The sequence below is a fragment of the Arthrobacter sp. Z1-15 genome, from assembly GCF_054792395.1.
Genome location: NZ_CP096454.1, coordinates 3404168 through 3417585, shown reverse-complemented (window position 1 = coordinate 3417585; position 13418 = coordinate 3404168). Strand labels below are relative to the sequence as shown.

Sequence of the window (13418 nt, the reverse complement as noted above, 5' to 3'; positions counted from 1 at the left end):
CGATGGAGGGCGCGAGTGCAGGCCGTGACAGAATCGGGGGCATGGATACCGGAACTCTGCATCTGACCTTTCTGGGCTGCGGCTCAATGAATGAAGCCATTCTCGGCGGAATCCTTGCCGGCGGAATGCCCGCGGACCAGGTGAGCGCCACGGTGCGGCGCCCGGAGCGCGCCGAGGAACTGCGCAGCCGCTATGCCGGCCTCACCGTGCTGGCCGGGAACGAAGATCCGGAAGCCAACCGCACTGCGGCGGCTGCTGCCGACGTCGTCGTCCTCGGGGTCAAGCCGGTGGGTGTTGCGGCGCTGCTCGCGGAGATTGCGCCCGTCCTGCATCCGGGGACCGTGGTCATCAGTGTCGCCGCCGCCGTCTCGATCGAGATGCTGGAAGCCGGGCTTCCGGAGGGCCAGCCCGTTATCCGCTCCATGCCCAATACGCCCTCCCGCCTGGGCCGCGGAGTGATTTCCATTTCCGCCGGAACCAGCGCCACCGAAGCAACCATGGCCCTGGCCGCCGAGCTGTTCTCCGCCACCGGACGGGTGGTCCAGGTTCCGGAAGATCAGGTCGACGCCGTGTCGGCCGTGAGCGGCTCCGGACCGGCCTACGCCTTCTATCTGGCCGAGGCCATGGCCCGCGCCGGTGAGGAGCTGGGCCTGGATCCCGAGCTTTCCGCTGTGCTCGCCCGCGACACCGTTGCCGGTGCCGGCTACATGCTGGCCGAACCCGGCGCTGACGCTGCCGGGCTGCGCCGTGCCGTCACCAGCCCCAACGGCACCACCGAAGCCGCCATCCGCAGCTTCGACGAGCAGGGGCTTCCCGGCATCATCGCCCGGGGAGCGCGTGCCGCAGCTGAACGTGCTGCCAGGATCACGGCGGAGCTTTCGGCCAAGTAGCCGGCCGGGCCCGGATCTATCGTGCAGATGACGGGCCTTGGGATGCCCGGCTGCATCCGGGCCCCTGCATGATCCTCCGCCGCGGCGCTTCCCCGGCTACGGGCTACGGCCTGGCGGCGAACCGCTCGAGCAGGTCCACGTGCCCGGAAACGATGAGCATGTCGCGGGACGAGACCTTGGTGTCCGCCCGGGCATAGGTGAAGTCCTCGCCGGGTGACTTCACTCCCACCACCGTCACCCCGTACTTGGACCGCACGTTGGATTCGCCCAGCGTGAATCCCTGGGTTTCGCGCGGCGGATACATCTTCACGATCGCGAAGTCGTCGTCGAACTCAATGAAGTCCAGCATCCGGCCGCCCACCAGGTGCGCTGCCCGGCGGCCGGCGTCGGCTTCCGGATAGATCACGTGGTTGGCGCCGATCCGGGTCAGGATCTTGCCGTGGGCGGAGGTGATCGCCTTGACCCAGAGGTGTTCGATCCCCAGGTCCACCAGGTTCACGGTGATCAGGACGCTCGACTCAATCGAGGTTCCCACGCCGACGACGGCGGAGGAGAAGTCCTGTGCGCCCAGCTGTTTGAGGGCGTCAATGTTCGTGGCATCCGCCTGCACCACATGGGTGAGGAGGGTGGATGCCTTCTGGACCAGGTTCGGATCCCGCTCGATCGCCAGCACCTCGCGGCCCTGCTTGACCAGCTGTTCGGCGGTGGCGGAGCCAAAGCGTCCCAGCCCGATTACCAGGACGGGGGCGTTATGAGCTGGTCTGTCAGCCAATGATGGGCCTCTCTTCAGGGAAGTGGTACAGCGTGTTGCGCTGGCGTGTGGCCAGAGCCGCAGCCAGGGTGATGGTACCCACCCGGCCGGCAAACATGAGGGCGGAGAGCACGTATTTTCCGGCCGGCGGCAGTTCTTCACTCAGTCCTATACTCAGCCCAACCGTGGCAAAGGCGGAAATCACCTCGAAGAGCACCGGTTCCAGGGTTTCCTGGGTGATGGCGAGCAGGGCCACCGTGGACACGGCCACGAGGGTGGCGCCCAGGACAACAACCGAAATGGCCACCCGCATCGCGCCGAAGGCGATGGTCCGGCCAAACGCCCGGACATCCGAGTCACCTCGGGCCTCCGCCACGATTGCCAGGAAGATGACGGCGAGGGTGGTGACCTTGATGCCGCCGGCCGTGGACGCCGAGCCGCCGCCGGCGAACATGAGCATGTCGGTGATCACCAGGGTGCTGGAATCCAGGTCCGACATGTCCACGAGGTTGAAGCCGCCGGACCGCGTCATGACGGACGCAAACACCGAGTGCAGGATCCGGTCCGCCACACTCATCTCACCGATGGTTTTGGTGTTGAACCACTCGAAGGCACCCCAGAGGATGCTGCCGCCCACCAGCAGGATGGTGGTCACCAAAAGGGTGAGCTTGGTGTGCAGGTTCCATCTGCGGATGTTAAGCCTGCTCTGCAGCAGGACCATGATCACCGGGAAGCCGAGGCTGCCGATGAAGACCCCGGCCATCAGCGGCCCCAGGATCCACAGGTCCTCGTCATAGGGGACCAGCCCGTCGGAGTGCGGGGTGAAGCCGGCGTTGTTGAACGCCGACACGGCATAGAACACTGCATGCCAGAGCGCCTGGCCGGGGGACTCACCCAGAATAATGAACCGCGGGGCCATCACCAGCGCCAGGATGAGTTCGATGACCACCGTGGTGGTCACCACGATGCGCAGCAGGGAGCCGACTTCACCCAGCCGGCCCGTGTTCATGCCTTCCTGGGCGATCAGCTTTCCCCGGACACCGAGCCGGCGGTTCACCGCCAGGGCGAGCAGCGAGGCCATGGTCAAAATGCCCAGGCCGCCCACCTGGATGGCGATCAAGATCAGGACCTGGCCGAATCCGGACCAGTGGGTGGCGGTGGAAACGACTGTCAGCCCGGTGACGCACACGGCCGAAACGGCGGTGAAGAAAGCGTCGTACAGGGGGGTGACCTCGCCGCTGCTTGACGAGGCCGGCAGCGACAGCAGCGCGGTGAACAGCAGGATGACCAGCCCGAAGACAATCAGCGCCAGCCGCGCCGGGGAGCTGGCGGCCAAGGAATCCACAAAGTCACGCAGCGCGGAGAATGCGTGGAGGGGGCGAAGCTGCCGCAGCTGCAGCCGGGGCTGCGGGTTGGTTGCCATAATCGTGCTTGTTCCTTGGTTCCAAGTGGGGCGCGGAGGCTCTGCACAGTAGTAAATCACCGATGCAGCTCTCCGCAGCGGTCCGGCGGTATGCCGCGGCTCAGTCTCCCAGTATTGCGCACATCGCGTAGCCTGTTCAGCATGATCAACCGCGGACTCAGTCTTCCGGTCATGCCGACCCGCATCATCTGGCACGAGTCCATGCTGGACTACAACTTTGGCGTCGGCCACCCCATGAGTCCCCTGCGGCTGGACCTCACCGCCAGGCTGGCCCGGGACCTCGGGATTTTCGACCTGCCCGGCGTGTCCCTGGGCAAGCCGTACGTCGCCACCGACGAGGAACTCGGAACCGTGCACGGCAGCGAGTACATCGCCGGGGTCCGCAGCGTCAGTGAGAACCCGCGGTCAAGCCAGGAGAAATTCGGCCTGGGCACCGAGGACAACCCGGCCTTCGCCGGGATGCATGACGCCAGCGCCCGGCTGGTCGGCGGTTCGCTGGCCGCTGCCGACGCCGTCCTCTCCGGGGAAGTGCTCCACGCGGTGAACTTCGGCGGCGGAATGCACCATGCGGCAGCCGAACGCGCCTCGGGTTTCTGCATCTACAACGACGCCGCGGCCGCCGTCGCCCGGCTGCTGGCCGGCGGCGTCGGCAAGGTGCTCTATATCGACGTCGACGCCCATCACGGCGACGGGACCCAGAGCATCTTCTGGGATGACCCGCGCGTCATGACCATTTCCCTGCATGAAACCGGGCTGACGCTCTTTCCGGGCACCGGCTTTGCCAACGAGACCGGCGGCCCCGGGGCCGAAGGAACCGCCGTCAACGTGGCGCTGCCGCCCAGGACGTCCGACGCCGGCTGGCTGCGGGCCTTCCACGCCGTGGTCCCGCAGCTCGCGGAGGCGTTCGCTCCGGACGTTATTGTGAGCCAGCACGGCTGCGACAGCCACCTGGATGACCCCCTGACCAACCTCCGGCTCAGCGTGGAAACGCAGCGGCAGGCAGCCCTGTCGATCGCGGACCTCGCCGCCAACCTCTGCGGCGGCAGATGGATCGCCACCGGCGGCGGCGGCTACAACGTTGTGTCCGTGGTGCCGCGCTCCTGGAGCCTGCTGATGTCCGTGGCGGCTAACGGCCGGATCAGGTGCAATACACCGGTGCCCTTGTCCTGGCGCGAGTACGTCAAGGACAAGTACGGGGAGGATACCCAGCCGCTGATGGGCGACGGCGTGGAACTGTGGTGGAGGTCCTGGGAGGTCGGATACGACCCCAACGACGAGATTGACCGTACGGTCATGGCCACCCGCAAGGAAGTCTTTCCGCTGCACGGGCTGGATCCCTGGTTCGACTAGCGTTCCTGGTTCGACTAGCCGTTCCGGATACCACGCATGTCCCGCACCGACGGGCCGACAGCGGAACCGGCCTTTGTCCCGGAAACGGATAAAGTGGGTGTCATGGTCATCGATGATGTTTTTGCCGTCATTGCGGAGGGCACCCGCCGTGAACTTCTGGGTGCGCTGCGCAGCGGGGATAAATCCGTAGGCGCGCTCGTGGAGGAACTGGAAGTCAGCCAGCCCACCGTCTCGAAGCACCTGAAGGTCCTGCGCGAGGCCGGGCTGGTCAGCATGCGCGCCGAGGGCCAGAAACGCTACTACTCCCTGCAGTCGGCTCCGCTGGAGGAGATCGTGCTGTGGCTCAAGGCATTCAACCTTCCTTCCCTGCAGGAGGCAAAAGGGCCCGACGCGCGGCTCGCCGCCCTCAGCACGGCGGGCAGTGCGGCAGGCACCCCGGCAGGTGCCGGCGCTGCAGCGGCCGCCCCGGCCGCAGCCCGAACGGGACGGCTGTTTGCCGGCCGTCCGGCGTCGTCGGACCCCCGCTCAGCAGCGGCAGCTGCGTCAGCCGAGCTGGAACCGGGAAGCGTTGAAGCGCAGCCGGCAGGAGCGGATCCCGCCGCCGCGCAGCACCTGGGGCGTACCGTCGGCAGGGCCGCTGAACGCGCCGCCGATCTGCTGGGACAGTTCCCGAAGTTCCGGCGTCGCCGCTCCTAGGGCGTCTTCCCCCGTCACACATCGCAGCCACGGCAGGTGAACGCTAGCGTAGTAGGTGGGGAATACCGAAGGAGCAATCACAACTATGGACCCAACACTCATCAGCGTGCGCGACGACGTTTTCCGCCGCAACCCGGGTGAAACCGAATTCCATCAGGCGGTAGTCGAAGTCTTCGACACGCTGGAACCGGTGCTCCGCAAGCATCCCGAGTTCGGCGAGGCTGCCATTCTGCAGCGGATCTGCGAACCGGAACGGCAGATCATTTTCCGGGTGCCGTGGGTGGATGACCACGGGCAGGTGCAGATCAACCGGGGCTTCCGGGTGGAGTTCAACTCGGCCCTGGGACCTTACAAGGGCGGGCTGCGGTTCCACCCCTCGGTGTATCTGGGCATCGTGAAGTTCCTCGGGTTTGAACAGATTTTCAAGAATGCGCTGACGGGCATGCCCATCGGCGGCGGCAAGGGCGGCTCCGACTTCGATCCGCGCGGCAAGTCCGACGCCGAAGTTATGCGCTTCTGCCAGTCCTTCATGACCGAGCTCTACCGCCACATCGGTGAATACACCGATGTCCCCGCCGGCGACATCGGCGTTGGCGGACGGGAGATCGGCTACCTGTTCGGCCAGTACAAGCGGATCACCAACCGCTACGAATCCGGCGTGCTGACCGGCAAGGGTGTCAGCTGGGGCGGCTCCCTGGTCCGGCCCGAGGCCACGGGGTACGGCGTGGTGCTCTTCGTGGAAGAAATGCTCAAGACCCGCAACCTGAGCCTGGACGGACAGCGCGTCATTGTTTCCGGATCCGGCAACGTGGCCATCAACGCCATCGCCAAGGCCCAGTCACTCGGGGCAAACGTGGTGGCTTGCTCCGACTCCCAGGGGTACGTGGTGGACGAGACGGGCATTGACGTATCGCTGCTGCGCGAGGTCAAGGAAGTCGAGCGCGGACGCATGACCGACTACGCCAAGCGCCGCGGCAGCTCCGCCACCTATGTGCCGGGCCGTTCCATCTGGGACGCCGGAGCCACCGTGGCGCTTCCCTGCGCCACGCAAAACGAGCTCGACGAAGCCGACGCCGCCGCCCTGATCAGGTCCGGTGTGGTTGCGGTGGCGGAAGGGGCGAACATGCCCTGCACGCCGAAAGCCATCGAAGCCTTCCAGGAAGCCGGAGTGCTCTTCGGACCGGGCAAGGCCGCGAACGCGGGCGGGGTGGCCACCTCTGCACTGGAAATGCAGCAGAACGCCAGCCGCGATTCGTGGTCCTTTGAACACACCGAGCGCCGGCTCACGGAAATCATGGTCAATATCCATGACAGCTGCGCCCGCACGGCCGAGGAATACGGCTCGCCCGGCAACTATGTGGTGGGCGCCAACATCAACGGGTTCGTCCGGGTGGCCGACGCCATGCTCGCCCAGGGCGTCATCTAAACAGGGCGTCATCCAAACAGGTAAAACGGCGACACATAACGTTAGCCACGGCACAGAATTTGCGGGTTCGCACGGGCCGGGTTTACGGTCGGAGGCATGACAAAGCGTTGGTATGCGTATTTTCCGTTGGCTCTGGAGGAGCCTGCGCGGTAATACGCTGACGCCAACCTTCAGAGCCACCGGGGCAGGGATGATTCCCTGCCCTTCGCCATATCCGGCGGGCTTTGAGGAGTCTCCCCGCCGGTCCGCAACCTGCCGAACGGGAAAGACCATGACTGTTACCTCCGGACCCCTGACCGGACCCCTGACCGGACCGGCTGCGCCCGGCGCCGCCGGCCGTGAACCGGCCCACTCCAATCCCCGGACCACCGGGTTCAGCCCGCTGCCGGCTCCCCGGCAACTGCGGCAGGAACTGGCTCCCGCCTCCGGTCTGATCCGCAGCATTGACCGGTCCCGGGCAGAAATCCGCGCCGTCCTGAACGGCGCGGATGACCGGCTGCTGGTCATTGCCGGCCCGTGTTCCATCCATGATCCGGCGGCAGGACTCGACTACGCCCGGCGGCTGGCGGCGGCAGCCCGCGAGCACCGGGAGGACCTCCTGATCGTGATGCGGGCCTACTTCGAAAAGCCCCGTACCACCGTCGGCTGGAAGGGCCTGATCAACGATCCGCGCCTGGACGGATCCCACGACATCGCCGAAGGCCTGCGTGCCGCCCGGCGGTTCCTCCTTGAAGCCGGGAACCTGGGCCTGCCGGTCGCCACGGAGTTCCTGGAACCGGTCAGCGCGCGGTACCTGGCGGACCTGGTGAGCTGGGGCGCCGTGGGAGCGCGGACCACCGAGAGCCAGGTCCACCGCCAGCTGGCGTCGGGCCTGCCGATGCCGGTGGGGTTCAAGAACGGAACCGACGGCTCACTGGACGTTGCCTTGGATGCCTGCCGGGCAGCCTCGGCGCCGCAAAGCTTCCTGGGCATCGACGACGACGGCCGGGCCTCCGTGGTCAGCACCGCAGGGAACCCGGACACGCATCTGATTCTGCGCGGAGGGGCAGCCGGGCCAAACTTCTCCCCGGCGGACGTGGCTGCGGCAACCGATGCCCTGGCGGCCAGGGGCCTCAACCCCAGGCTCATCATCGACGCCAGCCACGCCAACAGCGGCAAAAGCCATGTTCGCCAGGCGGAGGTTGCACTGGAACTGGCGGCCAGGCTGGGGAGCGGCGGAACGACGTCGTCCGCCGTGGCCGGCGTGATGCTGGAGAGCTTCCTGGTTGCCGGAGCCCAGAAACTGGAAGAATCCGCCCCCGGACGGCTGGCGTACGGGCAGAGCATCACCGACGCCTGCATGGGATGGGACGTCACTGTGCCCGTCCTGCGGTCCCTTGCCGATGCGGCCCGCAGACGGCGCGAAGATGGCCGGTGAACTTCCACTATCGTGACCTCAGACACTAGAGTGGAAGACCGGACGGTTAATCACTAACGGTCCGCAAAGCAGTCCCAGTGGCAGTCACCGCGTTCACGCCGATGCTGCAGTGCAGCCGGTTGTTGAGCATCATTAAAGGACTCAAGGCAAATGGCAGACGAGGGAAATTTCTCGGACGTGAGGTTTCTGACCGTGTCAGAGGTTGCGGATGTCATGCGGGTGTCCAAAATGACCGTGTACCGGCTGGTGCACTCGGGCGAGCTTCCCGCCGTCCGTTTCGGGCGCTCGTACCGCGTGCCGGAATCAGCCGTCCAGCAGGTGCTGAAAAACGCCGTCATTGACCGCCGTTCAGACACTGCCTAGTACTGTCACTGGATACCGCGGCGAGGCGGTACCCTGTTAAAGAACGTTTTACATCGTGGCAACTATCTGCCGGTGTCAATGCGCGGGTGCCAACGGTGCCGAAGCGTTGGAGCCGGCGTCTGACTATTTCAAGTTTGTGAGGACTCTGTGGGTTCAGTTATCAAGAAGCGCCGCAAGCGTATGGCAAAGAAGAAGCATCGTAAGCTGCTTCGCAAGACCCGCCACCAGCGTCGCAACAAGAAGTAACCAGGAATTTTCTGGCCAAACCCGCCGTGCCCTTCGGGGCCCGGCGGGTTTGTTGTTTAAGGCTGGTTGGCTGCCGCAAGGCCGGCGACGGTCCTAGCGGGACCGGACCCAGGAGAAGCCCCGCCACAGGCCGTAGGCGCCCCCGGCCACCGTGGCACCCTTCAGGCCCAGGGTGGCCGCGCGGCGTCCGGACCGGAAATCGTAGATGGGCCAGTTGCGGTCCCTGGCGTGCCGGCGCAGGCGGGCGTCCGGATTGATCGCCACGGGATGTCCCACCAGGCTGAGCAGCGGAACATCGTTGTAGGAATCGCTGTAGGCCCAGCAGCGGTCGAGGTCGAGGCCTTCCTTCTTCGCCAGGACCTTGACGCCTTCGGCCTTCGCCGGACCGTGCAGGAACTCGCCCACCAGGCGGCCGGTGTAGAGCCCTTCGTCAATTTCGCTGACCGTTCCCAGCGCACCGGTGAGGTGCAGGCGGTCCGCGATCACCGAGGCGACTTCCACGGGCGTGCCGGTGACCAGCCAGACGGGCCGCCCGGATTTCATGTGCTGTTCCGTGAGGGCCCGGGTGCCCGGCCAGATCTTGGACTCGATCATCTCGTCATACACTTCTTCGCCCAGGACCCGGATATCTGCGGCTGCCAGGCCGGTGGCCAGCGTCAGGGCGGCGTCGCGCACGGAGTGCACGTCCTTGAGGTTCTCGCCCTGCAGCATAAACCTGGCCTGCTTACGGGCGAAGCCGAAGGCCTCCCGGAGCGTGAATACCTTGCGCTGGTACATTTTGCGGCCCACGTGGAACAGGCTGGCTCCGCGCATCAGGGTGTTGTCGACGTCGAAAAACGCAGCCTCGCCGGGTTTGACCGCCGGAGCCAGAGGCTCGGCGGCTCGTACTGCGGTGGTTCTGGGCATACCACTGAGTCTACGCAAAAAGTCCTCCGGGGCACCGTCGCCCCTTGCGGGTTCCGGGGAAACCGGACGGGGCGGTTATTTTAGAGGTATGACCTCAACAGATGCGCATCCTGATCTCCTCCTGCTCACCCGGCCGGGCTGCCACCTGTGCGAAGGAGCCCGCGAGGTTCTCGAGAGGATCCGCTCTGACCTGGGCATCGGCTGGCGCGAACAATCCATCGAAGGGGACGCGGACCTGACCTCCCGTTTCGGTGAAGAGATACCCGTGCTCCTGATCGACGGCATCCAGCGCGATTTCTGGCAGCTGGACGAAACCCGTCTTCGACGTCTTCTGGGTGCCTAGCGGCGGAAGCTTTGTCCCCTCCGGCCGCGGGCTTAGAGTGGGAAATCCGGACAGCACCGACAACCGATAGGCACATGTGAGCACCTCCGAGGAATCCGACCGGTCTGCCGGTGCAGCCGCCCGGCACATTCCGCCTGCCTCGCTCGCCCGCCTGACCATTTACCTCAGGGCGCTGAGCGGCATGCTGGCCGAGGGGAACGAGCGTGTGTCCTCAGATGAACTGGCGGAAGCGGCGGGTGTTAATTCCCCGAAGCTCCGCAAGGACCTGTCCTACCTGGGCTCATACGGCACCCGCGGCGTCGGCTACGACGTGTCCTACCTCAGCGAACAGATCGCCTCCGCGCTGGGCCTGACCCGCAGCTGGCGGGTAGCCATTGTCGGGGCCGGAAACCTCGGCAGGGCGCTGGCCGGCTACCCGGGATTCGGCTCCCGCGGGTTCGAAGTGGTGGCCCTGCTCGACGCGGACCAGCTGCTGATCGGCCAGGAAGTCGGCTGGCTGCGCGTCAGCTCGGTCGAGTCCATGGAGAGCGTGCTGGAGCGGACCCGGACCAATATGGCCGTCCTGTCCGTTCCCGCGGAGGTGGCCCAGGACCTGTGCGACCGCCTCGTTGCGTGCGGCGTCACCAGCATCCTGAGCTTTGCGCCCGTGCTGCTGCAGGTCCCGGACCACGTCCAGGTGCGGAAGGTTGACCTGGCCACCGAACTGCAGATCCTGGCCTACCATGCGCAGCGGGCCCAGGTCTCGGACATCGCCTCCAAGGCCCGGGCCCGGTTGGCAACATAGCTCTCAGCCGGAGGTCCGGGAGCCGGCTGAACCGTCAGGACATGCTCAGGTACTGGCTGCGCCTGGGGCGGAAGTACCTGCTGCAGTCACCCCGGTAGAGCAGCCCGAGGCCGCCGGCTGCTGCCAGCACGGCAAGGGCCTGGAAAACGGAGCCGGCAGCTGCCGCGCCCGCCAGACCCGCGGCGGCTAGGACCGAGCCGCCAATGCGTGCCCAGTTCCTGCCTTCCCTGACCAGCACGGCGACCAGCAGATAGATGCCGAAAACCACGATCGAGGACGCGAGAGTGACCACCTGCAGGGCAGCGGCATACTCGCCGGCATCCACGCCGAGTTTCTCAAGCTGGGCCGCGTTGGACGGCAGCTCGGTCACGGGGCTGCGGCTGGCCCGGACCCCTCCCCAGAGACTGATGACGCCGGCAGCCAGAATCAGGACGAACGCGAAACCCACGATCCGTGGCCGCGGGCCCTTCCACTCGCTGTAGGGAATCCGGGCCGGGACAGCCGGCGCAGGGGCAGCGGCCGGCGGGTCCGGGATTGACAGAGCGCCGGTGCCGGCGGGCTGTTCCACCGCGGCGGTCTCTTCCGGGACGGGTGGTGCCGGCGGCGCCGGCGGGGCTGCTGCTGATAACGGCACTGCTGCCGATGGTGCAGCCGCGCGCCGGTGTGCAGCAGGAAGCCGGACGCCCGGCGAGCCCGGGGCCTTTCGGCCGAGGCCAAATACACGGCGCTTTTGAGGGTTGGGGGAAGCAGGAAGTGAACTCATCTTCGGGTGCCGCCTTTGCAAAAAAAGGGATACGCTCCGCGCCAGGCAATCGCTGCGGTCCCGGCGGGTCATCAAACGCTACAGCGCTTCTTCCGCGGTGTGACCAGCGTCAGCGGTTTGAGGCATGCGGGGCACCAAAAAGGGCCGGCCCCATTCCGGGCCGGCCCTTTGTGCGGAACCTTTTGTGCAGGTTGAGCAGCGCTCGGGTTTAGTAGTAGGGACCGAAGCGGGGCCGCTTCTGGAAGTACGGCTGCGCCTGCGGGCGGTACAGCATGACGATTCCGGCGATCCCGGCAAGCGAAGCGAGCAGCGAGACCAGTTCCATGGGGGAGGAGAACGCGAGACCGGTCACCAGGGAGAGCAGCACCCCGACGGCGGACAGCGAGGCGAAAACCGTTCCGATGATCCGTGCCCAGTTCTTGCCGCTGCGGATCAGGAAAGCAATCAGCACATAGACGGCCAGCACAATCAGGGACATGACGACCCCGGTGGTGGCGGCAAAGCTCTGCACCGTTTCTTCCGTCATGCCGGCTTCGTCAAACACCTGCCGGTCCTCGGCGGACAGCGATCCGAAAATGTCCTCCGCCGAGATGGAAAGGGATGAAGCGATCATGTAGATCAGGGTCAGGATCCCGCCGGCCAGAATCAGCCAGAATCCGGTCATGACCTCACGCGGCGGCGCACCCTTGCCGCCGGGCATTTGCCCGGACTCAGGGTAGGCGTAACCGGAAGGCTGGGCGGACTGATAGCCGTACGGGCTCTGCGGCTGCTGGCCGTAGGGCTGCTGGCCGTACGGGGACTGGTTGTAGGGCTGGCCGTAGGGGGAGGACTGCTGACCGGAAGACTGCGCCGGTCCCGGCTGCCCGTACGGAGTGTAGGGCTGGTCGGCCTGCCCCGGCTGGTTCTGGCCGTGCTGGGGCGGCTGGGGGAGGCGCTGGCCGTACCTGGGTCCGTCGTCGGCGGCGGGGCCGGGATCTCGTGGCTGGTTCGGGTCGCGGGGGTCCGGAGTATTCGGAGGTGTGCTCATTGCCGCCTACTTGCTGGTTGGTGCAGGGAGCTGCTCGGGCAGACGCCGGGTCTTTTCGATGCAGCAGTCGTTCTGCGGGTGCTGTCGGATGCTGTGCAGTGCCCTCGGGCACACCGTGCGAACCGGGGCCGGTCATGGCGCCGGGGCGCCGGGGAACGCAATCGGATTCCCCCAGCCTATCGCGGCCTCAGCCGTCCGTCGCGGGTTCCCGAACATCGGGCCGCCTCTCCCGGCTCCGGGGAGGACCCGGAAACACACAGCCCGGAAACACACAGCCCGGAAACACGCGGCCCGGAAATACAGGAACACCCCGGCCGCTGGCCGGGGTGTTCCTGGATGAAGCCTCGTCAGGCGCGGTGCCTCGGGTGCGGTACCCCGGGTCCGGTCAGGACAGGCAGGATCAGGATGCCGCCACGAAGGCTGCATCCACTGAGATGGTCACTTTGTCGCCCACCAGGACGCCGCCGGTTTCCAGGGCGGCGTTCCAGGTCAGGCCGAAGTCCTTGCGGCTGATGACGGTGGAGCCGGAGAATCCGGCGCGCGTGGCGCCGAAGGGGTCCACGGCTACACCGTTGAATTCGGTGTCCAGGACCACCGGAAGGGTGGTGCCCTTGATCGTCAGGTCACCGGAAACCTTGTAGGTCTCGCCGGAGCCTTCTACGCCGGTGACGGCGAACGTCAGTTCGGGGAACTGCTCGACGTCGAAGAAATCGGCTCCCTTGACGTGCCCGTCGCGGTTGGCGTCGTTCGAGTTGAACGAGGCGGACTTGATCACTGCGTTGATGGTCGACTCTTCGAGGGACGGTCCAACTTCCATGACCGCGCTGACATCGTCGAAGTTGCCGCGCACCTTGCTGATTCCGGCGTGGCGGACTGTGAAGCCCACCTCGCTGTGCGAGCCGTCAAGGGTCCAGGTGCCGGTGGAAAGTCCGCTGGGGATCATGGTGTTCTCCTGTTGCTGGTGGGTGTCGGGGCGCCGCCCCGATGCATGTCGATGCATTTGCATCTATTCTCGCACAGATTCATTCAAGCT

General features: G+C 66.2%; 15 protein-coding genes. 9 read left to right on the top strand and 6 right to left on the bottom strand.

The features are described from left to right. Positions 1–41: 41 nt before the first annotated feature. The gene (proC, locus tag M1D40_RS15840) at positions 42–890 is read left to right on the top strand and encodes a pyrroline-5-carboxylate reductase (protein ID WP_341395243.1); all 849 of its coding nucleotides are present in this window, start codon (positions 42–44) and stop codon (positions 888–890) included. Between the two features lie 103 nt (positions 891–993). Here proC and M1D40_RS15835 read toward each other — a convergent pair whose 3' ends face one another. After that, on the bottom strand, positions 994–1662 hold the full coding sequence (locus tag M1D40_RS15835; RefSeq protein ID WP_341395244.1) for a potassium channel family protein: 669 nt from the start codon (positions 1660–1662) through the stop codon (positions 994–996). Then, positions 1655–3064, bottom strand: a complete 1410-nt coding sequence (locus M1D40_RS15830) for a TrkH family potassium uptake protein (protein WP_341395245.1) — start codon at positions 3062–3064, stop codon at positions 1655–1657. Before M1D40_RS15830 ends, M1D40_RS15835 begins: the two co-directional genes overlap by 8 nt. 141 nt (positions 3065–3205) lie before the next feature. Between M1D40_RS15830 and M1D40_RS15825 the strand changes: the two genes are divergently transcribed. The 6 genes from M1D40_RS15825 to M1D40_RS15800 all read left to right on the top strand — a co-directional run bounded on the left by M1D40_RS15825 (position 3206) and on the right by M1D40_RS15800 (position 8562). Further along, positions 3206–4414, top strand: coding sequence for an acetoin utilization protein AcuC (locus M1D40_RS15825; protein ID WP_445818931.1), 1209 nt, complete (start codon positions 3206–3208; stop codon positions 4412–4414). A gap of 36 nt (positions 4415–4450) precedes the next feature. Next, positions 4451–5110, top strand: coding sequence for an ArsR/SmtB family transcription factor (locus tag M1D40_RS15820; RefSeq protein WP_461169446.1), 660 nt, complete (start codon positions 4451–4453; stop codon positions 5108–5110). A gap of 85 nt (positions 5111–5195) precedes the next feature. Then, positions 5196–6536 carry an NADP-specific glutamate dehydrogenase gene (gene gdhA, locus M1D40_RS15815; RefSeq protein ID WP_341395247.1) on the top strand — a complete coding sequence of 447 codons (1341 nt, stop codon included), beginning with the start codon at positions 5196–5198 and terminating at the stop codon, positions 6534–6536. A 271-nt stretch (positions 6537–6807) separates the two neighbouring features. After that, positions 6808–7953, top strand: a complete 1146-nt coding sequence (locus M1D40_RS15810; RefSeq protein ID WP_461169445.1) for a 3-deoxy-7-phosphoheptulonate synthase — start codon at positions 6808–6810, stop codon at positions 7951–7953. A gap of 150 nt (positions 7954–8103) precedes the next feature. Further along, positions 8104–8316: a helix-turn-helix domain-containing protein gene (locus M1D40_RS15805; protein WP_210227694.1), complete on the top strand. Its 213-nt coding sequence runs from the start codon at positions 8104–8106 to the stop codon at positions 8314–8316. Positions 8317–8463: 147 nt separating this feature from the next. Beyond that, complete coding sequence (locus tag M1D40_RS15800; protein ID WP_003792170.1) at positions 8464–8562, top strand: 30S ribosomal protein bS22; 99 nt, start codon at positions 8464–8466, stop codon at positions 8560–8562. A 93-nt stretch (positions 8563–8655) separates the two neighbouring features. Here M1D40_RS15800 and M1D40_RS15795 read toward each other — a convergent pair whose 3' ends face one another. Beyond that, positions 8656–9468 (bottom strand): HAD family hydrolase, encoded by an 813-nt coding sequence (locus M1D40_RS15795; protein ID WP_341395249.1) that lies wholly within the window; start codon positions 9466–9468, stop codon positions 8656–8658. Between the two features lie 88 nt (positions 9469–9556). On the opposite strand from M1D40_RS15795, the gene M1D40_RS15790 reads away from it, so the two are divergent. Next, the gene (locus M1D40_RS15790; protein WP_341395250.1) at positions 9557–9811 is read left to right on the top strand and encodes a glutaredoxin family protein; all 255 of its coding nucleotides are present in this window, start codon (positions 9557–9559) and stop codon (positions 9809–9811) included. 76 nt (positions 9812–9887) lie between these two features. Next, positions 9888–10595 carry a redox-sensing transcriptional repressor Rex gene (locus M1D40_RS15785; protein ID WP_341395251.1) on the top strand — a complete coding sequence of 236 codons (708 nt, stop codon included), beginning with the start codon at positions 9888–9890 and terminating at the stop codon, positions 10593–10595. A gap of 34 nt (positions 10596–10629) precedes the next feature. Here M1D40_RS15785 and M1D40_RS15780 read toward each other — a convergent pair whose 3' ends face one another. From M1D40_RS15780 to M1D40_RS15770, 3 genes are all read right to left on the bottom strand, one after another. Continuing rightward, positions 10630–11163, bottom strand: a complete 534-nt coding sequence (locus tag M1D40_RS15780) for a hypothetical protein (protein ID WP_461169444.1) — start codon at positions 11161–11163, stop codon at positions 10630–10632. Positions 11164–11566: 403 nt separating this feature from the next. Next, complete coding sequence (locus tag M1D40_RS15775; protein WP_341395253.1) at positions 11567–12385, bottom strand: hypothetical protein; 819 nt, start codon at positions 12383–12385, stop codon at positions 11567–11569. 400 nt (positions 12386–12785) lie between these two features. After that, positions 12786–13328, bottom strand: a complete 543-nt coding sequence (locus M1D40_RS15770; protein ID WP_341395312.1) for a YceI family protein — start codon at positions 13326–13328, stop codon at positions 12786–12788. Positions 13329–13418 lie beyond the last annotated feature (90 nt).